A 19,321-nucleotide genomic window follows, 5' to 3' on the forward strand; every position below is an offset into this window, starting at 1 on the left:
AGCGCCTTCGGCTTCCAATAATCCGCGGGCCATGGCCCACCATTGTGGGCCCATGCCGGTGAACACGAACACCGGTTCGGCTGCCTTGCTGGTCACGGTTCGGTTGATCGGCCCGGCGCCTTCGGCGAACTCCATCAACCCCTGGACAAGGTCGGTGTGGTCGGTGAAGGGGAATCCGGTGCGGTAGGGGTGGTGGTTGCGGCGGGTCCAGGCCGCTTCGGCCAACCAGCCCGGATCGGTGCCGGAGGCGATGCGTTCGACGAATCCGCGGGCCAGATCGCGGACGGCCTGCTCACTGCGTGCCGAGATCGGCAGGACTCCATAGTGGCGAGGGGTGCGTGCGTGTCCGTTTCCCTTGGTGTGTTGGGGTGGTTGGTATTCCTGGAGGATGACATGCGCGTTGGTGCCGCCGTAGCCGAACCCGTTGACCGCGATGGTGACTGGCTCTATTTGTGGGTCGATGGGTTCGGCGTCCAGTTGCAGGCGCAGGTTCAACTCGTCGAAGGCGATGTCGGGGTTGGGGGTTTCCAGCCAGTATTGCGGGGGCAAGGTGCGATGGGAGATGGCCAGGGCGGCTTTGATCACGCTGGCGATACCGGAGGCGGCTTCGGTGTGACCCAGTTGTGTTTTCACCGAGCCCACTCCGAGGGGTTCGACACGTCCATCGACGGCGCCGTAGGCGTGGCCGATGGCTTGCAGTTCGAGGGGGTCCCCGACGGGGGTGCCGGTGCCGTGGGCTTCGACGTAGGTGATGTCGTGGGGGGAGATCCCGGCGCGTTGGGCAACCTCTTTGGCAAGTTGTTCTTGCAGGTCGGCGTTGGGGACGGTGATGGCGGTGGTGCGGCCGTCCTGATTGGAGCCGGTCGCTTTGACCACGGCGTAGATGCGGTCGCCGTCGCGTTGGGCGGCATCGAGTTTCTTCAGTACCACCATGCCGACGCCTTCGCCGCGGCCGTAGCCGTCGGCGGCGGCGTCGAAGGCTTTGCTGCGCCCATCGGTGGCAAGGAACCCACCTTTACACATCATGACGAACGTTTGGGGCTGTGCCATGACGTTCACCCCGCCCGCGATGGCCATCTCGCAGTCGCCGTTGGCGATGCCTTGGCAGGCCAGGTGGAAGGCCACCAGTGAGGAGGAGCACGCGGTGTCCACGGTGATGGCCGGGCCGACCAGGTTGAGTACGTAGGACAGCCGGTTGGAGATCATCGTGTACGAGGCGCTACCGGCGGTATGCATATCGAAATACGGCGCCAATTGCGGAGTGGATACCAGGCCCATTTGGTCGGTGGTGAACGCGCCGATATACGCCCCGAGGGAGGAGCCGGAGATCCGGCCCGCGATCCCGGCGTCGTCGAAGGCCTCCCATGCGGTCTGCAATACCAGCCGCTGCTGCGGATCCATCCCCGCCGCCTCACGGGGGGAGATGCCGAAGAAATCCGGATCGAAGGCCCATGGATCACTGTGCAGAAACGCCCCTCTTTTGACATACATATACGCGGGAGTGCGCTTGTCCGCATCATAGAAGCGCCGCCAATCCCAACGCTCAGGAGGAATATCCCGCACCCCGTCACGTTTGTTGGCTACGAGATCCCAGAACGTTTCCGGGGATTCGATGCCACCGGCATAGTGGCAACCGATGCCGACAATAGCAATATCGGACACATGAACTCCTATAGATGAGGTAAATTTTTCCACCTACGTAGAATCTTCGTCTTCAGTCGTCGAGATTGTGACGCGGGTATCCTGCCGAGATGTTTCGGGAGGCTTTTCCCTCTAGGCGTCTATGGAAAATGTACCATGAGACTTTACTATCTAGATGTGTACATATAAATGTTGCATATGAATATGCGCATAGGCGTTCTGTTTCTCTTTTGCGTTTTTGTTATATTGATCTTGAATTTCTCCGATATTGTGATCAGGTGGTCGCTGGCACGCTCTTGCTCTGGTTATGTGCTGTCTGACGGAAACGGCAGCGGGCCCGGTCGATCGACGTACTGCATCGCTTCTCATATTTCGTCGTTTTCCTGAAACAGCCGCTCGATAGTGTCGTCTGGCAGAGGGAATCTGTCGATGGATGCTGTATTGATCTGGAATAGATTGTCCGGTAGCTGATTCCGGCCACTGTGGCGTTGGTGGCGATCGTGTCGGGATTCGGAGCCGATGTCATGGAGAACGCCGGAACAACGCGTGGTGGGGAGCCTGTGGTCCGGAAGGCGGACCGGTGGTTGTCCTCGGCCCGGAGGCGTTCGGTGTGTGGTGTGGCCGGAGACATCAAGCTGTTGCATATGCGTACCTGGACACGCGGATGGGGTGCGGTTCATGACTGTGACTTGAATGCGGTGGTCAGCATCCTCGCGGTCGGGTGGGCCGAGAGGTCGAACGTCTGCGGAGTCGCCAAGTCCTACCACTGAAAGCGGCCCTGAGCCCTTGGCCCGCACTCGCGTTTCGGCAGAGCGGATCCGGGCATCCTCCCCACAGCAGGTCCGGGCACTGCCGCCGGTTCGAGGAGTGAGGAGCACCATGACAGCGGATGACCAGCCGTGGGAGATCCCCCCGCTCGATGGTGCTCCTGATGTCGCGCGCGACTCCGGTGCCAGACAGGGTGCCGCGCAGCAGGGGGCGGTGTTGGCCGATACCAGGAACTGGCCGGGGTACGGACTGTTGTTCGTCGCGGCGATACTCGCGATCACCGCGGCGGTGCTCGCGGCATGGGGGTTCGATCGTGTCGCCGTCACAGCTGCCACGATCACGGCGGTCTTCGCGCTGCTCGGCGTGGTTCTCGTTGTGCTCGCGCGACAGCGCAGGCGTTCGCGCGGCCCATATGGCGCCGAGCGGACCATGACGCGCCCGGGGAACTGATACCAGCGACTGCCGGTATGGCATGGGTGACCGCGGTGGAACGCGGGTAGAGCTCGGTCGGCGCGCTTCGGCGATCAGATCTGGCCGAGCATGGTGCGCATCTGGTTGATCTCCGCTTGCTGGGTCTCGATGATCGAGCGGGCCATGGCTTGTGTTTCCGGGTTCGTTCCTTTGGCGAGTTCGGTCTCGGCCATGGTGATGGCGCCACTGTGGTGCTCGGTCATCATGGTCAGCCACTTCCGGTCGAAATCCGGACCCGATGCCGTTCGCAGCGCCGTCATCTGTTCGGTGGACATCATGCCGGGCGCCTCGTGATCGGTATGTCCTTCGCTCGTAGTGGGTGCGCGTTTTCCGAAGCTTTGCAGTAGAGCGGTGAACTCTTGCATCTCGGGTATCTGCGCTTGCTCGATCGTCATGGCGAGCGCGAGCAGCCGCCGGTTGTCGGTGTGGCTCGGCGCCAGCCTGGCCATATCGACGGCTTGTGCGTGATGGGGGTACATCAGGTGCAGGAATGTCACATCGGCATCGTTGTACTCGGTGAGTACCGGTGCGCTCGTCAGGATTTCCGCGCTTACCGAGCTGCCGTGCTCGTCGATGCGCCCGGTATCGGTACTGCCGCATCCGGTAAGGCTCAGTGCGGTAACCGCGGTCAGGGCGAGGAGGGAGCCGGTTCGAGCGACGACCACAGGACGCTCCTTCATCACGGGCGGGTGATGTCGACTACGAGTCTGGTCGGGTCGGCCATGGTGCGCACGGTGAAGGCCGGATGATCGGCCTGTATGCCGACGAATGATTGGGTGGCGCCTTCGAATACCGTGCTCCCGTAGACGCCCGCGATACCGGGTACCTCGGGATCGTGCACCGGGTCCGGGCCGGTGTACGGCGCCACGCCACTGTCGAAGGGGTAGGTCGAGCCGAGGATACGCACCTCGAGGATCGACCGGCCCGACACGTCGACCGGATTACCGCTGCCGTCCTGCGCGGCGTGGTCGGTGTATCGCACGATCCAACCGGGTGTGCCGTTCCCACCGAGGTGATAGACCACACGATCGGAGCCCGGTCCGCGCTCCAGCTGGATATCGGTGACTGTGAGCGCGGCGTCGCTGGAAGCTGTGCTTTGTTTGGGGGAGTCGTCGCCCGGGTCGGGGGAGTCGTCCCGCGGTGGATCGGGCGCCGCGGGGACCGATGATCCGGCGAGCGAGGCGCCGGGAGTTTCCGAGGCCGAATCATTGTCGCCACAGCCCGCGAGCAGTACCGCCGTGACCGCGACGACCAGCACTATCCGATTGCGCATGGACCGATGCTACTCAGCAGACTGCGGTAAGGGGCGTAACCAGCGCAAGTCGCGATTCGTTTGTGCCGGTGCGTTTCACACGGACAGCCACGCTGCCGGAGACCGTGTCACAGCCGATCGGGTGGGGTGGGCGCAACCATGGGGCAACGATTTAGCACACTTGAGGTGTGGGAGATGTCGACGACGTACTCGGCCTGCTGCGGCGTTACCCGGATGTGGAGGCGCCGAACCTCTACGCGGTAGACGCCGCCGATCGGTTGATTCTCGAAGTCGCCGCCGACGCCGTGGCGACCGCCGGTAGCGGAAAAGTGGTCGTAATCGGTGACAACTACGGTGCGCTGACTCTCGGTGCCATCGCGGGACACGACCTACGCGATGTCCGGGTGCATCAGGATCTGCTCACCGGTGAACTGGCTCTCGCGAACAATGCTCGTGCGGCCGGTCTATCGGACTGCTACACCGCACACCCCCTCGGACGAGAGTTGCTCGGCGATGCCGGAGTGGTACTGCTTCGCATGCCTCGTGCGCTGGCCGGTCTGGCCGAAATCGCCGATGCCGTCGCCCGCTACGCCGATCCAGGGGTCGAGGTATTCGCGGGCGGCCGGGACAAATACCTGACCAAATCGATGAACGACGTACTGGCGCAATCGTTCTCCGAAGTACGTGCCAGCCGGGGCAAACAGAAGTCGCGCGCGCTGTTGATATTCGGCGCCAAACCCACGGGCGACCCGCCTTTTCCGGTGCGGGACCGGCTCGACGAGCTGGGGCTGGATATCGTCGCGCACGGTGCGGCTTTCTCCGGGGCTCGCCTGGATATCGGGACCAGATTCCTGCTCCAATATTTGAAACTGATGAAGCCGGATGCTCGTGATGCTATCGACCTCGGCTGTGGCACCGGTATTTTGGCTGTGGCGCTGGCTACGGCACGGCCGGAGATCGCCGTGGTCGCCACCGATCAATCCGCCGCCGCGGTCGCCTCGGCTCGGGCCACTGCCGAGGTGAACCGGGTCGCCGACCGGGTGACCGTCGTCCGTGATGATGCGATGTCCTCGGCCGCGGACAACAGTGCCGACCTGGTTTTGTGTAATCCGCCGTTCCATGTCGGTGCGGCAGTGCACACCGGATCGGCGATCAAGATGTTCGCCGAGACCGGGCGGGTGCTACGCCCCGGCGGTGAGTTGTGGACGGTATACAACTCACATCTCAACTATCGGTCCGTGGTCGATCGGATGGTGGGCCGGACCGAAGTGATCGGGCGTAATCGGAAATTCACGGTGACTCGGTCCGTGCGTGGGCTGCGTGGCACACGATAAGGGCACGGTGGTCCGAGATCGGGAACCAACGGTAGCCCACTACACGTTGAATTTAGACATAACGGTCCTCATGGCATGCTGACCAGATGATTCGACGGCGGTAGCATCCACGGGAGTCGAGACGACAGGAGGCATGTTTTGCGTACCACGAGCAATCCGGTTTTCAGGAACCTGCCCAAGCAGGAAGGCGGTGGATACGCCGGGTTCGGATCCGGTGCGGCCTCCGCAGGACAGTTCGGCAACCAGTACGCCCAGCACCCGCAGTACCAGCAGCACCCGCAGTACCAACAGTCCTACCCGCAGGCGCCCCCGAGCACCAGGGCGATGACCATCGACGATGTGGTGACCAAGACGGGCATCACCCTCGCGGTGCTCGCGGTGTCCGCGATCATCTCCTACGGCCTCACCAACGCGAACACCTCGCTCGCCCCGTTGTTCGTGATCGGCGGCGGTTTGGTCGGTCTGGTGCTGGTGCTGATCGCGACCTTCGGCAACAAGATGGACAACCCGGCACTCGTGCTGTCCTACGCGGTCGCCGAGGGGTTTTTCCTCGGTGCGCTGTCGTTCATGTTCACCAATATCGAGTTCGGCGGGGCAGGCGGTAGTGCCCTGATCGGCCAGGCGGTGCTCGGCACCTTCGGTGTCTTCGCCGGTATGCTCGTGGTCTACAAGACCGGCGCCATCCGGGTGACACCGCGGTTCACCAGGATCATCGTCGGCGCCTTGATCGGTGTCTTTGTCCTCATGATCGGCAACCTGATCGCCGGCTTCTTCATCTCCGGTGGTCTCGGCCTGCGGGACGGCGGCCCGCTGGCGATCATCTTCAGCCTGGTGGTCATCGCTATCGCCGCGTTCAGCTTCCTGCTCGACTTCGACGCCGCTGACCAGTTGATCCGCGCGCAGGCGCCGGAGCGGGCGGCCTGGGGTGTCGCGCTCGGCCTCACCATCACCCTGGTATGGCTGTATGTCGAGATCCTGCGACTGCTGAGCTACTTCCAGAACGACTAGCCATAACGGTCACAGGGCGGTCGCCGGTATACCGGCGACCGCCCTGTCGTTTCTCAGCTCAGGCGTTCGATAACCATCGCCATGCCCTGGCCGCCACCGACGCACATGGTCTCCAGACCGAACTGCTTATCGTGGGTCTGCAGATTGTTGAGCAGTGTGGTGGTGATCCTTGCGCCGGTCATGCCGAACGGGTGCCCCAGTGCGATCGCGCCGCCGGAGACGTTCAGCTTGTCCTCGTCGATCTTCAGCTCCCGAGCCGATCCGAGTACCTGCACCGCGAACGCTTCGTTGATCTCGACCAGATCGATGTCATCGATGGTCTTGCCGGCCAGCGCCAGGGCGCGCTTGCACGCCTCGATCGGGCCGAGGCCCATGATCTCGGGTGACAGGCCGGAGACACCGGTGGAGACGATGCGCGCCAGCGGGGTCAGACCCAGCTCCGCGGCTTTGGTGTCGCTCATGATGACCAGCGCCGCGGCCCCGTCGTTGAGCGGGCAGCAGTTGCCCGCGGTGACCGTGCCGTCCGGGCGGAACACCGGCTTCAGCCCGGCGACCGCCTCATAGGTGACCCCGGCGCGCGGACCGTCGTCTGTGCTGACCACGGTGCCGTCCGGCAGCGTGATCGGAGTGATCTCCCGCTCGAAGAAACCGTTCGCGATCGCCTGCTCGGCGCGGTTCTGCGAACGGACACCCCAGCGGTCCTGCTCTTCGCGGGTGATACCGGTGAACGACGCGACGTTCTCCGCGGTCTGTCCCATCGCGATATAGGCATCGGGGAGCAGGCCGTCCTCGCGCGGGTCGTGCCAGACGACCCCGCCGCTCTCCGCGGTCTTCGCGGTGCGCTCCTGCGCCGTGGCGAACAAGGGGTTCTGCGTGTTCGGCCAGCTGTCGGCGGAACCGTTCACATAACGCGATACGGTCTCCACGCCCGCGGAGATGAACACATCGCCTTCGCCTGCCTTGATCGCGTGGAACGCCATCCGGGTGGACTGCAGGGACGAGGCGCAGTAACGGTGCACGGTGGTGCCGGGCACGTAGTCGTAGCCGAGCTGTACCGCGACAATGCGTGCGATATTGAAGCCCTGCTCGCCTCCGGGGGAACCGCAACCAAGGATCAAGTCATCGATCTGGGCGGGGTCGAGGGCAGGCACCTTGTCGAGCGCTGCGCGCACGATCTGTGCGGTCAGATCGTCAGGCCGCATATCGATCAGCGAACCCTTGCGGGCCCGGCCGATCGGGGAGCGTGCGGTCGAAACGATGACGGCCTCGGGCATGAGGACTCCTTTGTCGGACGATCTCGGTCGACCCACCGTATTACTCGCGGGTCGGTATCGAATCTACGTCGCATACCGGAGTCCGGAAAGCCGGGGTTGTTCCGTACGGCGCCGCGATCAACGGCGAAAACAGTTACCCCGTTCGGTTTCAGCCCGGTACCACAAAGGAGCCGTGAGCTGGGATGTTCGCCGTGTCGGTGGAGATGGTGACCTCGACAAGGCCGGGCCCGGTGTTCTGGAACAGCGCGTATTGGATGCTGCCGTAGATCCCGGTGACCACGGTGTTGATGTAGCTGCCGGTCGCCCCCGTGGTGACGTTGCGCCAGTCGACCGTCGCCCGTACCGCGCACAGTGGCGCCAGCGGGTAGGCGCCTGGTCCGATTCCGGATACGGGGAGCGCGCGGACGTTGAGGATGGCGCGGCCCGGCCATTCCGGGCTGGTATCGGCCCAGGCGCGGATGGTGGTCCAGCACAGACCGCCATGAGCCATCGTCGGCACCTGCGGAAATTCGATGGTCGCCGCTGCTGCCGGTACCGCGGATCCGATCGCGAGGGCCACCGCTGATCCGGCCAGCACGGTTGCGGCACGAATGCCTGCGGACTGCTGCATGGCAGTGATCCTAAGCAGGCAGGCGGCGGCTTACCGGTAATTTCCGACCGGCTATCCGCGGCGTGCGCGAACCCACAGTTAGCGCATCTGCAACGATGGGGGCATGCGCATCGCGGATCATGTCGTGGATCTCATCGGCAACACGCCGCTGGTCCGGTTGAACTCGGTCGTTGGGGCGAACGAGGGACTGGTTGCGGCCAAGATCGAATATCTCAACCCTGGCGGTAGCTCCAAAGACCGCATCGCGGTGAAGATGATCGATGCCGCCGAGAAGTCGGGGCAGCTACGCCCAGGCGGCACCATTGTCGAGCCCACTTCGGGCAATACCGGTGTCGGTCTGGCACTGGTCGCGCAGCAGCGCGGTTACCAGTGCGTGTTCGTCTGCCCGGACAAGGTCAGCGAGGACAAGCGCAATGTGCTGCGCGCCTACGGCGCCGAAGTCGTGGTGTGCCCGACCGCGGTGCCGCCGGAGCACCCGGACAGCTACTACAGCGTCTCCGATCGCCTTGTCCGCGAAATCGATGGCGCGTGGAAGCCTGATCAGTACTCCAATCCCGGCGGCCCGGACAGTCACTACGAGACCACCGGCCCGGAGATCTGGCGCGATACCGAGGGCAAGATCACCCACTTCGTCGCTGGTGTCGGCACCGGCGGCACCATCACCGGCACCGGCCGCTACCTCAAGGAGGTCTCCGGCGGGACGGTGCGGATCATCGGCGCCGATCCGGAAGGGTCGGTGTACTCCGGCGGTACGGGCAGGCCCTATCTGGTGGAAGGCGTGGGCGAGGACTTCTGGCCGTCCGCCTACGATCCCGCCGTGCCGGACGAGATCATCGCGGTATCCGATGCGGACTCCTTCGATATGACCCGCAGACTGGCCCGCGAGGAGGGCCTGCTGGTCGGTGGTTCCTGCGGTATGGCGGTGGTCGCGGCCATCGAGGTGGCGCGCCGCGATCCGGACGCGGTGATCGTGGTGCTGTTACCAGACGGCGGTCGTGGCTACCTGTCGAAGATCTTCAACGATCAGTGGATGAGCTCGTACGGATTCCTGCGGGAACGGCTGGACGGTGCGGCCGAACCGCTGGTCGGTGATGTGTTGCGGGGTAAGTCCGGTGAGTTGCCGGATCTGGTGCACACCCATCCGTCGGAGACGCTGCGCGATGCGATCGAGATCCTGCGCGAGTACGGCGTATCCCAGATGCCGGTGGTCGGTGCGGAGCCACCGGTGATGGCGGGTGAGGTCGCCGGAAGTGTGTCCGAACGTGATCTGCTGTCGGCGGTCTTCGAAGGCCGGGCCCAGTTGACCGATTCGGTGGCCAAGCATATGAGCCCGTCGTTCCCGCTGATCGGTTCGGGCGAGCCCATCTCGGCGGCGACGAAGGTGCTTTCGGATACCGATGCGCTCATGGTCGTGGAGGACGGTAAGCCTGTTGGGGTGATCACCCGGCACGACCTGCTCGGGTTCCTCAGTACCGGCAGCATCGGAAAGTAGGCGTGGTCGCGTGGTGGGGCGGCCGGTCGCAACGCCGCCCACTGCCATGATTTCGGCAGCAGTCCACGCATAGTGCACAGCAGCGTCTTCCGTGCGTTGCTGTCACCCGTTGTGAATTGCCGACGCTAGTCGAATGGTGGCCCAACAGCGCTTTGGTGCCACCGAATGACTCCGCTCATCCCAAGGGTGAAGCAGTCGGTATCCGTGGCGACGCTGCGAGCGGACATCGTTCAACCGGTGCCGGTCGGCGCAGCGCCTTGTTACCGAGCCGATCCGGAACCCTGGTCGAGAGAGAAGTATTCCGACTGGCGGGGGCCCGCGGCTACGGCCAGGACGGCGGCGACATCGTCGATACCCTCGGTGAGGGGCGCGCTCGTCACGCGCACCGCGTGTGGGTGGCCGCGGTCGGCGACGAAGAAGGGGCCGCCTGGAGCCACTCGAATACCGTTGGCGGCCAGGTGGATCAGTGCGTTGCGTTCATCGGTGACCGGTATCCACACGTTGAGTCCCTGCCCCTCGGCGAGGGATACGCCATGGTGGCGTAGTGCGTCGGCGAGGGCATGACGGCGGAGCTGGTATTGCGTGCATGCGTGTTCGACGGTGCGGGTGACCGTATCGTCGCGGAGCATTTCGTACAGCAGGCGTTGCAGGATGCGTGGTGTCCATCCGGGGCCGAGGACCCGGGTGGCGACGATGCGTTCGATGATGTCCTGCGGTCCGGAGAGTGCCGCGATCCGCAGATCGGGGCCGTGTGATTTGGAGTAGCTGCGCGCATGCAATACGCGGTCGGGTAGCAGGCGGCCGATACTGATATCCGCAGCGGGGACGACCGGACCGGAATGATCGTCTTCGATGATCAGGCACCGCTGGTCAGCGCGACGCAGGATCGCGGCGAGTTCTTCGGCGCGGTCGGCGCTCATCGATGCGCCGGTGGGATTCTGGGCCCGCGGTTGCAGGACCGCGGCGCCTGCCCCGGTGGCCACTGCGCGCGCGAACTCATCCGGTAGCACGCCCTCTTCATCCATAGTGACCGGAATAAGTTGCGCTCCAATAGATTCCAAGTAGTCGAGAATATAGGGGAAGGTTGGGTCCTCGACGATCACCCGGTCGCCGAACCGGACCACGGCGTGCAGGCTGCGGACGATGGCGTCCATCGCGCCGTCGACGACGGTCAGCGCGCCGGACCCGGTGGGCCAGTCCGCTTGTAGCAACCGTCCGAGTTCGGGAACTACGGGGGCTTGGTGATAGTCGGTGGTCTCGGCATTGAGTGCCAGCCGGGACAGGATCGAGCCGATCTCGGGCAGTAGTGCGGGATCGGGTGTGCCGAGGGACAGGTCCAGCCGCGCGGCGGTGGCGCCGCGGGTCATCCCGTCGGTCCTGGACGGCGCCGGTTCGGCCCCGCCGCCGGTGACGAAAGTTCCACTGCGGCCACGGGATACCACCAGCCCGGCCTGCGCCAGCGCCCGCCAGCCGTGGCTCACGGTCGCCGGACTGACCCCGAGCTGGGCCGACAGTTCCCGCACCGTGGGCAGCCGGTCGCCCGCACGCAGCTCGCCGCTGGTGATGAGGCGGGCGATGGCGCCTGCGATCCCGGCGGGGGTGGGGTCATCGATCTGGATTCGCTCGTCCATTTCCACTTCTCGATCACGAAGCGCGATTTACACTTTCGGTACTGACTGAAATATTCAGGAAATGTTTACCTTCGAAGATAACATAACCAACTTCGGTAGGAGGTCGACAGGTGCCGACAATCAGGGCCGCTATCACCCAGGCGACATGGACCGGCGACAAGAAGTCGATGCTGGCCAAACATGAGGATTTCGTCGAGCAGGCTGCCGCGGTGGGCGTGCAGGTCATCTGCTTCCAGGAGCTGTTCTACGGGCCGTATTTCGGCACTGTGCAGGACAAGAAGTACTACGAGTACGCCGAACCGGTGCCTGGCCCGACCACCGAGCGGTTCGCGGAACTGGCCAGGCGGCATCAGATGGTGATCGTGCTGCCGGTATACGAGGAAGATCGGCCCGGCGTGCTCTACAACACCGCGGCGGTGCTCGACGCCGACGGCAGTTATCTCGGCAAATACCGCAAGCATCATATTCCGCAGCTGCCCGGATTCTGGGAGAAATTCTATTTCCGGCCCGGCAATGTGGGCTATCCGGTATTCGATACCGCAGTGGGCAAGATCGGGGTCTATATCTGCTACGACCGGCATTTCCCCGAAGGATGGCGCGCCTACGGCCTCGGCGGGGCCGAGCTCGTGTTCAACCCATCGGCCACCAAACCGGGTCTGTCCAACCGGCTCTGGGAATTGGAACAGCCCGCGGCGGCCGCCGCGAACCAGTACTTCATCGCGGCCAACAACCGCATCGGTACCGAGACCGCCGAGTTCGGTGATGATGCCGTCACCTTCTACGGCAGTTCGTATTTCGTCGATCCACGCGGGAACTACGTCGGTGAGATCGCCTCCGCCGACACCGATGAACTGGTGATCCGCGATATCGATCTGGACCTGGTGCGCGAAGTCCGCGGCGAATGGCAGTTCTATCGCGATCGGCGGCCGGATTCCTACGACGCCATCGTGGCGCCCTGAACCGGGAGGACAGATGGCCACCACACTGATCACGGGCGGAACGGTCGTCTCGGCGACCGGACGCGGCGCGGCCGACATCCTGATCGACGGTGAACGCGTCGTCGCGCTGGTGCAGCCGGGCAGTACCACACTGGGGGCGAATCTGGCCGAGACCGTGGACACTGTCGTCGACGCGACCGGCAAGTACGTCATCCCCGGCGGTATCGACGCGCACACCCACCTGTCGATGCCGTTCGGCGGTACCACCGCCGCCGACGATTTCGAGACCGGCACCAGAGCCGCCGCCTGGGGCGGCACCACAACGATCATCGACTTCGCGGTGCAGAAGTTCGGCGAGCGGGTGCCGGACTGCTTGCAGACCTGGCACGATATGGCGGCCGGACAGTGCGCGATCGACTATTCGTTCCACCAGATCATCGGTGATGTCAACGACGAATCCCTGGCAGCGTTGCGGCAGCTGCCAGAGGAGGGCATCACCAGTTACAAGCTCTTCATGGCCTACCCCGGCGTCTTCTACAGCGACGACGCGCAGATTCTGCGCGCCATGCAGCTCGGCGCCGATACCGGGCTGCTGACCATGATGCACGCGGAGAACGGCCCCGCCATCGATGTGCTCGTCGCCCAGCTGTTGGCCGAGGGCAAGACCGACCCGTATTACCACGGCATCGCCCGCGCCTGGCAGCTGGAGGAGGAGGCCACCCACCGGGCGATCATGCTCGCCGATCTCACCGGGGCGCCGCTGTATGTGGTGCACGTCTCCGCGAAACAGGCGGTCGCCCAATTGGCCGCGGCCCGCGACCGTGGCCGCAACGTTTTCGGCGAAACCTGTCCGCAGTACCTGTACCTGTCGTTGGAGGACAATCTCGGCGCGCCGGGTTTCGATGGAGCGAAGTGGGTGTGCTCGACACCCTTACGCTCCAGGCAAGAGGAACATCAAGACCAGGCCTGGCAGGCATTGCGCACCAATGACCTGCAGATGGTGTCCACCGACCACTGTCCCTTCTGTATGAAGGGGCAGAAGGAGATGGGTATCGGTGATTTCTCCAAGATTCCCAATGGCATCGGATCCATCGAACATCGGATGGATCTGATGTACCAGGGGGTGGTCGATGGCAAGATCACGCTGGAACGCTGGGTGGAGATCACCTCGACCACCCCGGCCCGCATGTTCGGCCTCTACGGCCGCAAGGGTGTGCTCGCCCCAGGTGCCGATGCCGACATCGTGGTCTACGACCCGAACGGCCACACCTCGATCGGCCTCGGCAAGACCCACCACATGAATATGGACCACTCGGCATGGGAGGGCTACGAGATCGACGGGCACGTCGACACCGTGCTCTCCCGGGGCAAGGTCATTGTCGCCGATGGCGAATACCGCGGCCGTAAGGGCGACGGCCAATTCGTGCGCCGTGACCGGAGTCAGTACCTGATCTGAGGAGAGCCAATGCAATTCGGAGTGGTACTTCAATGCGATCCGCCCGCGGCGCGCACTGTACAGCTGGCGAAACTCGCCGAGGCACACGGGTTCAGTCATCTGTGGACCTTCGATTCGCACGTGCTGTGGCAGGAGCCGTATGTGCTCTACAGCCAGATCCTGCACGAGACGAAACGGATCATGGTCGGGCCGATGGTGACCAATCCGGCGACCAGGGACTGGACCGTCACGGCATCGCTGTACGCCACGCTCAACGAGGCGTACGGCAACCGCACCATCTGCGGCATCGGCCGCGGCGATTCGGCGGTGCGAGTCGGCGGCGGTAAACCCACTACACTGCGCACCCTGCGCGAGTCGATCCACGTGATCAGGGAACTGGCCAATTCCCGGCCGGTCGACTACGCGGGTACCACCGTGCAGTTTCCCTGGAGCGTCGGCTCGGCACTGGATATCTGGGTGGCCGCCTACGGACCGAAAGCGCTCGCGCTGACCGGCGAGGTGGCCGATGGATTCATTCTGCAACTGGCCGATCTCGATATCGCCGAATGGATGATCGGCGCCGTCCGCGAGGCGGCGGCCGCTGCGGGCCGCGACCCTGATGCGATCACGATCTGTGTGGCCGCGCCGATGTATATCGGCACCGATAGCGCGCATATGCGTGAGCAATGCCGCTGGTTCGGCGGGATGGTCGGCAATCACGTCGCCGATATCGTCGCGCGCTACGGCGACGACGGGCGGGTGCCGCGCGCGTTGACCGAATACATCGCGGGCAGAGAAGGATACGACTACAACCAGCACGGCCGCGCGGGCAACACCCACGCCGAGTTCGTTTCCGACGATATCGTCGAACGTTTCTGTGTCCTCGGCACGCCCGAGGAGCATATCGCCAAACTGCGGAAACTCGCCGACCTCGGTGTCGACCAGTTCGCGGGCTACCTGCAACACGACAACAAGGAGGAGACCTTGCGCGTCTACGGCGAGACCATCATTCCGCAACTGCGGCAGCATATTACGGCGACAAAGGTGACGGCGTGACCGCCGTGCGCGCTGACCTCGGCGCGCGCGCTTACGAACTCGACCGCGCGCATGTGTTCCACTCCTGGTCGGCGCAATCCGCACTGGATCCGTTGGTGCTGGCAGGCGGCCGGGGTTGCCTGGTGTGGGATCACGCGGGCAGGGAATACCTCGATTTCGCCAGTCAGATGGTCAATGTGAACATCGGCCATCAACATCCGGTGGTCACGGCCGCGATCGCCGAACAAGCGGCCCGCCTGACCACCATCGGACCGGCGGCCGCGAATCTGCACCGCGGCCAGGCCGCCCAGCGGATCGCCGCACTGGCGCCGGACGGGTTCGAGAAGGTGTTCTTCACCAACGGTGGTGCGGACGCGAACGAGAACGCGATCCGGATGGCGCGGCTGCACACCGGCCGCGACAAGGTGCTCTCGACCTATCGCTCCTACCACGGCAATACCGGCGCGGCAGTGGTCGCGACCGGAGACTGGCGGCGGATGCCCAATGAGTACGCCCGCGGCCATGTGCATTTCTTCGGCCCTTACCTGTATCGCAGCGAGTTCTGGGCGACCAGCGTCGAACAGGAGTGTGAGCGGGCGCTGCGGCACTTGGAGCGGGTTGTGCAGTGCGAAGGACCCTCGACCATCGCGGCGATCCTGCTGGAGAGCGTGCCGGGCACCGCGGGCATCCTGGTGCCGCCACCCGGCTATCTCGCCGGCGTCCGCGCGATCACCGACCGGTACGGGATCGTGCTGATTCTCGACGAGGTGATGTGCGGATTCGGCCGCACCGGACGGTGGTTCGCCTTCGACGGCCACGGGGTGACACCTGATCTGATCACTTTCGCCAAGGGCGTCAACTCCGGGTACGTCCCGGTGGGCGGCGTGGTCATCTCCGATGCCATCGCACGCACCTTCGACGAGACCGTCTTCCCCGGCGGTCTCACCTACAGCGGGCATCCGCTGGCCGCGGCCTCGATCGTGGCCGCGCTCGATGTCATGGCCGTCGAAGGGATCGTGGCGAACGCCGAGCGGATCGGCCACACCGTGCTCGGCCCGACTCTGGCGCAGCTGGCGCATGACTGCAAGGTGATCGGCGAAGTACGTGGTGAAGGCGTGTTCTGGGCGATCGAACTTGTCGCCGATCGGCAGACCCGTGAACCGGTGCCTGCGGCGACCATGGCGCGGGTGAAGTCCGAGCTGATCGCCAGGGGGGTGCTGCCGTTCCTCGCCGACAACCGCATTCACGTGGCGCCGCCGTGCGTGGTCACCGAGGCCGAAGTCGCCGAGGGCGCTGCCGTACTGCGTGAGGTATTGACCGCCCTGCCCGCCGAGGAGATCTGATGACGAATCCCATGACCACCGATATCGTCGATCACTGGGTCGACGGCAAACCCTGGACCGGTGCATCCGCTCGCACCGCGCCGGTATACGACCCAGCGCTTGGCACCCCGCAGCGTAGTGTGCGGATGGCCACCGCTGACGATGTCGGCGTCGCGGTCGCCGCGGCCACCGCCGCATTACCGGGCTGGCGCGACTCCTCGATCGCCACCAGGCACCGCTTCCTGCTGAACTTCCGCGAACTCCTCAACGCCCGCAGCGGGGAGCTGGCACACATCCTGACCGCGGAACACGGCAAGGTACTCGCCGACGCGGCAGGTGAGATCGCCCGCGGGCTGGAGGTGGTCGAATTCGCGCTGTCCATGCCGCACCTGCTCAAGGGCGAGTTCAGCCAGAACGCTTCGACCGGGATCGATGTGTACTCGGTGCGCGAGCCGGTCGGCGTGGTCGGCATCATCAGCCCGTTCAACTTCCCGGCCATGGTGCCGTTGTGGTTCTTCCCGATCGCGATCGCCGCGGGGAACACAGTGGTGCTCAAGCCGAGCGAGAAGGATCCCTCGGCGGCGAACTGGCTGGCCGAGCTAGCGGCCGAGGCCGGGCTGCCCTCGGGTGTGCTGAACGTCGTGCACGGCGATAAGGAGGCGGTGGACGCGCTGCTCACCCATCCGCAGGTCGCCGCGATCTCGTTCGTCGGCTCCACCCCCATCGCCGAGTACGTGTATCGGACCGCGAGCGCGCACGGTAAACGCGTGCAAGCGCTCGGCGGGGCCAAGAACCACATGCTCGTCCTCCCGGACGCCGATCTGGATCTGGCCGCGGACGCGGCCGTCAACGCGGGCTTCGGTTCGGCAGGCGAACGGTGTATGGCGGTCAGCGTGGTGCTCGCGGTCGAGGCCATCGCCGACGATCTGGTCGACCGGATCGCCACGCGGATGACCGGCCTGCGCACGGGCGACGGCCGCCGTGGCTGCGATATGGGGCCGCTGATCACCCGCGAACACCGCGACCGGGTAGCCGGGTACCTCGATACCGCCGTCGCGGACCGGGCGCGTCTGGTCGTCGACGGCCGCGACACCACCGTGGACGGCGACCCGAACGGCTTCTGGCTCGGCCCCACTCTGATCGACCAGGTGCCGGTCACTTCGGCGGTCTACCGCGATGAGATTTTCGGGCCGGTGCTCTCGGTGGTACGGGTCGATGGGTTCGAGCCCGCCGTCGATCTCATAAACTCTTCGCCTTATGGCAACGGCACAGCAATCTTCACCAACGACGGCGGCGCGGCGCGGCGCTTCCAGCGACAGGTGAGCGTCGGCATGATCGGCGTGAATGTGCCGATTCCGGTACCGGTGGCATACCACAGCTTCGGCGGCTGGAAGGCATCGCTGTTCGGCGATGCGAAAGCGTATGGCCCGAACGGGTTCGCGTTCTTCACCCAGGAGAAGGCGATCACCTCCCGCTGGCTCGACCCGAGCCATGGTGGCATAGACCTCGGTTTTCCGCGGAATAGCTAGCACCACTGAAGTACGACCCTCTGTAGCACAAAGGACACCTGATGACCGAAACTCGGGTACGGCCGCTCGACCGCGCGCCGGGCAGTTCCACGCTGGTCAACGACGACTTGGCACCCACAACCAAGGAGACAGCGACCTGGCGTACCTGGGACATTTTCTGTCTCTGGATGACCTCGGCGCACAGTATCGCCAGCTACGGCTTCGCCGTCGGCATGCTGGCTCTCGGCATGACCGGATGGCAGACCATGCTCGCGCTGTTCACCGGGGTGCTCGTGCTGTGGCTCGGCAGCAATCTCGTCGGCGTCGCGGGCCAGCGGGTCGGGGTGCCGTTCCCGGTATTCGCCCGCGCCGCCTTCGGTGTGTTCGGCGCCAATATCCCGGCGCTGCTGCGGGCCGTGGTGGCGGTGTTCTGGTACGGGATCCAGACCTACCTGGCCTCCACCGCGTTGATGGTGCTGCTGTTGCGGGTATCACCGGGATTGGCGTCGTGGACCGAATCCAGCTTCCTCGGCCTGTCCACGCTGGGGTGGATCGCGTTCCTCGTGCTGTGGACCGTGCAGTTGGCGATCATCAACTACGGCATGGAGGTTGTGCGTAAGGCCTCGGATTTCGCCGGCCCTGTGGTGTGGCTCGGCATGATCGCGCTGGCGATATGGATTCTGGGCAAGGCGGAATGGAGCATCGACTTCAACGCCCGCGTCGGTGAACCGCTGTCGGGCGGCGCCACCGTGGCCGCGTTCGTTGGTGTCGCCTTCCTGATGGTGTCGTTCATGGCGGGACCATTGGTCAACTACGCCGATTTCGCGCGGTTCTCCCCGAGCAAGCGTGCGGTGCTGCGCGGTAACGCGTGGGGCATCCCGTTCAACGAGACCGCGTTCGTGGTCCTGTCCATTGTCATTTCGCTGGCTACCCTGAAGGTATACGGCGAGGTGTTGAGCGATCCGGTGGAGCTGGTCGCCGATATCGACAGCGATGTGGTTGTGGTCATCGCCGCCGTATTGTTCGCCACGGCGACCGTCGGCATCAATGTGGTCTTGAATTTCGTTTCCCCGGCCTACGACATCTCCAATGCGGCACCGAAGTACATTTCCTTCCGTACCGGCGGCATCATCACCGCAGTGCTGTCGATCCTGGTGCTGCCATGGAAACTGTGGCAGAACGAGAACTTCATCATCTACTTCCTCGGCGGCGTCGGTGCGCTGATGGGCCCGGTGTTCGGCATCCTGATCGTCGACTACTACCTGGTGCGGCGGCAGCGCACGGCCGTCGCCGAGCTCTATTCCGACACACCGTCGGGTGCGTACTACTTCTCTCGTGGATTCAACCCCAAAGCACTCGCCGCTCTGGCTATCTCGGGCACGATAGCGGTGCTCGTCGCCCTTGTACCCGATACGCAGGAGGTGACCGCGTTGTCGTGGCCGGTCGGTGCTGGGCTCGGTGCGCTGCTGATGTACGTGTTCACCATGATGCGTCCCGCGAACGCTCAGCGCTGACCCACGGCTCGATCCCTCCATAGTGACGTAGGCGGTGACCGGAACACCCGGTCACCGCCTCGTCATATCAGGGACGGATCAACGCGAC

At 64.5% G+C, this 19,321-nt stretch carries 17 protein-coding genes; 11 read left to right on the top strand and 6 right to left on the bottom strand.

Annotated features, from left to right (window positions below; genetic code table 11):
- A partial coding sequence (locus ACL02S_RS07810) for a type I polyketide synthase (RefSeq protein ID WP_412801653.1) occupies positions 1–1,662 on the bottom strand: 1,662 nt, incomplete at its 3' end.
- A gap of 470 nt (positions 1,663–2,132) precedes the next feature.
- Here ACL02S_RS07810 and ACL02S_RS07815 point away from each other — a divergent pair.
- Positions 2,133–2,411: a hypothetical protein gene (locus tag ACL02S_RS07815; protein WP_412801654.1), complete on the top strand. Its 279-nt coding sequence runs from the start codon at positions 2,133–2,135 to the stop codon at positions 2,409–2,411.
- Between the two features lie 109 nt (positions 2,412–2,520).
- Positions 2,521–2,859: a hypothetical protein gene (locus ACL02S_RS07820; protein ID WP_412801655.1), complete on the top strand. Its 339-nt coding sequence runs from the start codon at positions 2,521–2,523 to the stop codon at positions 2,857–2,859.
- A 74-nt stretch (positions 2,860–2,933) separates the two neighbouring features.
- On the opposite strand, the gene ACL02S_RS07825 is transcribed toward ACL02S_RS07820, so the two are convergent.
- Together ACL02S_RS07825 and ACL02S_RS07830 are read right to left on the bottom strand one after the other, a co-directional pair.
- Positions 2,934–3,545: a DUF305 domain-containing protein gene (locus tag ACL02S_RS07825; RefSeq protein WP_412801656.1), complete on the bottom strand. Its 612-nt coding sequence runs from the start codon at positions 3,543–3,545 to the stop codon at positions 2,934–2,936.
- 14 nt (positions 3,546–3,559) lie between these two features.
- A complete protein-coding gene (locus ACL02S_RS07830; RefSeq protein ID WP_412801657.1) occupies positions 3,560–4,153 on the bottom strand; it encodes an AMIN-like domain-containing (lipo)protein in 594 nt (197 codons plus the stop codon).
- 167 nt (positions 4,154–4,320) lie between these two features.
- On the opposite strand from ACL02S_RS07830, the gene ACL02S_RS07835 reads away from it, so the two are divergent.
- A complete protein-coding gene (locus ACL02S_RS07835) occupies positions 4,321–5,466 on the top strand; it encodes a class I SAM-dependent methyltransferase (RefSeq protein ID WP_412801658.1) in 1,146 nt (381 codons plus the stop codon).
- A 138-nt stretch (positions 5,467–5,604) separates the two neighbouring features.
- Positions 5,605–6,474, top strand: coding sequence for a Bax inhibitor-1/YccA family protein (locus ACL02S_RS07840; RefSeq protein ID WP_412801659.1), 870 nt, complete (start codon positions 5,605–5,607; stop codon positions 6,472–6,474).
- Between the two features lie 53 nt (positions 6,475–6,527).
- On the opposite strand, the gene ACL02S_RS07845 is transcribed toward ACL02S_RS07840, so the two are convergent.
- Both ACL02S_RS07845 and ACL02S_RS07850 read right to left on the bottom strand, forming a co-directional pair.
- Positions 6,528–7,748: an acetyl-CoA C-acetyltransferase gene (locus ACL02S_RS07845; protein WP_412801660.1), complete on the bottom strand. Its 1,221-nt coding sequence runs from the start codon at positions 7,746–7,748 to the stop codon at positions 6,528–6,530.
- Between the two features lie 148 nt (positions 7,749–7,896).
- Entirely contained in the window at positions 7,897–8,358 is a 462-nt protein-coding gene (locus ACL02S_RS07850) for a hypothetical protein (protein WP_412801661.1), read from the bottom strand.
- Positions 8,359–8,461: 103 nt separating this feature from the next.
- Here ACL02S_RS07850 and ACL02S_RS07855 point away from each other — a divergent pair, with 103 nt between their 5' ends.
- Positions 8,462–9,850 (top strand): cystathionine beta-synthase, encoded by a 1,389-nt coding sequence (locus ACL02S_RS07855; protein WP_412801662.1) that lies wholly within the window; start codon positions 8,462–8,464, stop codon positions 9,848–9,850.
- 260 nt (positions 9,851–10,110) lie between these two features.
- Here the strand turns inward: ACL02S_RS07855 and ACL02S_RS07860 are convergent, their stop codons facing one another.
- Positions 10,111–11,481 carry an aminotransferase-like domain-containing protein gene (locus tag ACL02S_RS07860; RefSeq protein WP_412801663.1) on the bottom strand — a complete coding sequence of 457 codons (1,371 nt, stop codon included), beginning with the start codon at positions 11,479–11,481 and terminating at the stop codon, positions 10,111–10,113.
- 110 nt (positions 11,482–11,591) lie between these two features.
- Here ACL02S_RS07860 and ACL02S_RS07865 point away from each other — a divergent pair, with 110 nt between their 5' ends.
- The 6 genes from ACL02S_RS07865 to ACL02S_RS07890 are packed head-to-tail and all read left to right on the top strand — an operon-like array spanning position 11,592 to position 19,233.
- A complete protein-coding gene (locus tag ACL02S_RS07865; protein ID WP_412801664.1) occupies positions 11,592–12,440 on the top strand; it encodes a nitrilase-related carbon-nitrogen hydrolase in 849 nt (282 codons plus the stop codon).
- A gap of 13 nt (positions 12,441–12,453) precedes the next feature.
- Positions 12,454–13,875 carry a dihydropyrimidinase gene (gene hydA, locus ACL02S_RS07870; protein ID WP_412801665.1) on the top strand — a complete coding sequence of 474 codons (1,422 nt, stop codon included), beginning with the start codon at positions 12,454–12,456 and terminating at the stop codon, positions 13,873–13,875.
- 9 nt (positions 13,876–13,884) lie between these two features.
- On the top strand, positions 13,885–14,910 hold the full coding sequence (locus ACL02S_RS07875; protein ID WP_412801666.1) for a TIGR03842 family LLM class F420-dependent oxidoreductase: 1,026 nt from the start codon (positions 13,885–13,887) through the stop codon (positions 14,908–14,910).
- The gene (locus ACL02S_RS07880) at positions 14,907–16,232 is read left to right on the top strand and encodes an aspartate aminotransferase family protein (RefSeq protein ID WP_412801667.1); all 1,326 of its coding nucleotides are present in this window, start codon (positions 14,907–14,909) and stop codon (positions 16,230–16,232) included. The genes ACL02S_RS07875 and ACL02S_RS07880 overlap by 4 nt, the downstream gene beginning before the upstream one ends.
- A gap of 11 nt (positions 16,233–16,243) precedes the next feature.
- Positions 16,244–17,740: a CoA-acylating methylmalonate-semialdehyde dehydrogenase gene (locus ACL02S_RS07885; protein ID WP_412802064.1), complete on the top strand. Its 1,497-nt coding sequence runs from the start codon at positions 16,244–16,246 to the stop codon at positions 17,738–17,740.
- Positions 17,741–17,781: 41 nt separating this feature from the next.
- Positions 17,782–19,233 carry an NCS1 family nucleobase:cation symporter-1 gene (locus ACL02S_RS07890; RefSeq protein ID WP_412801668.1) on the top strand — a complete coding sequence of 484 codons (1,452 nt, stop codon included), beginning with the start codon at positions 17,782–17,784 and terminating at the stop codon, positions 19,231–19,233.
- Positions 19,234–19,321: the final 88 nt, after the last annotated feature.

It is taken from the genome of Nocardia spongicola (assembly GCF_047200775.1).
In the GTDB taxonomy this organism is placed as follows: Bacteria; Actinomycetota; Actinomycetes; order Mycobacteriales; family Mycobacteriaceae; genus Nocardia.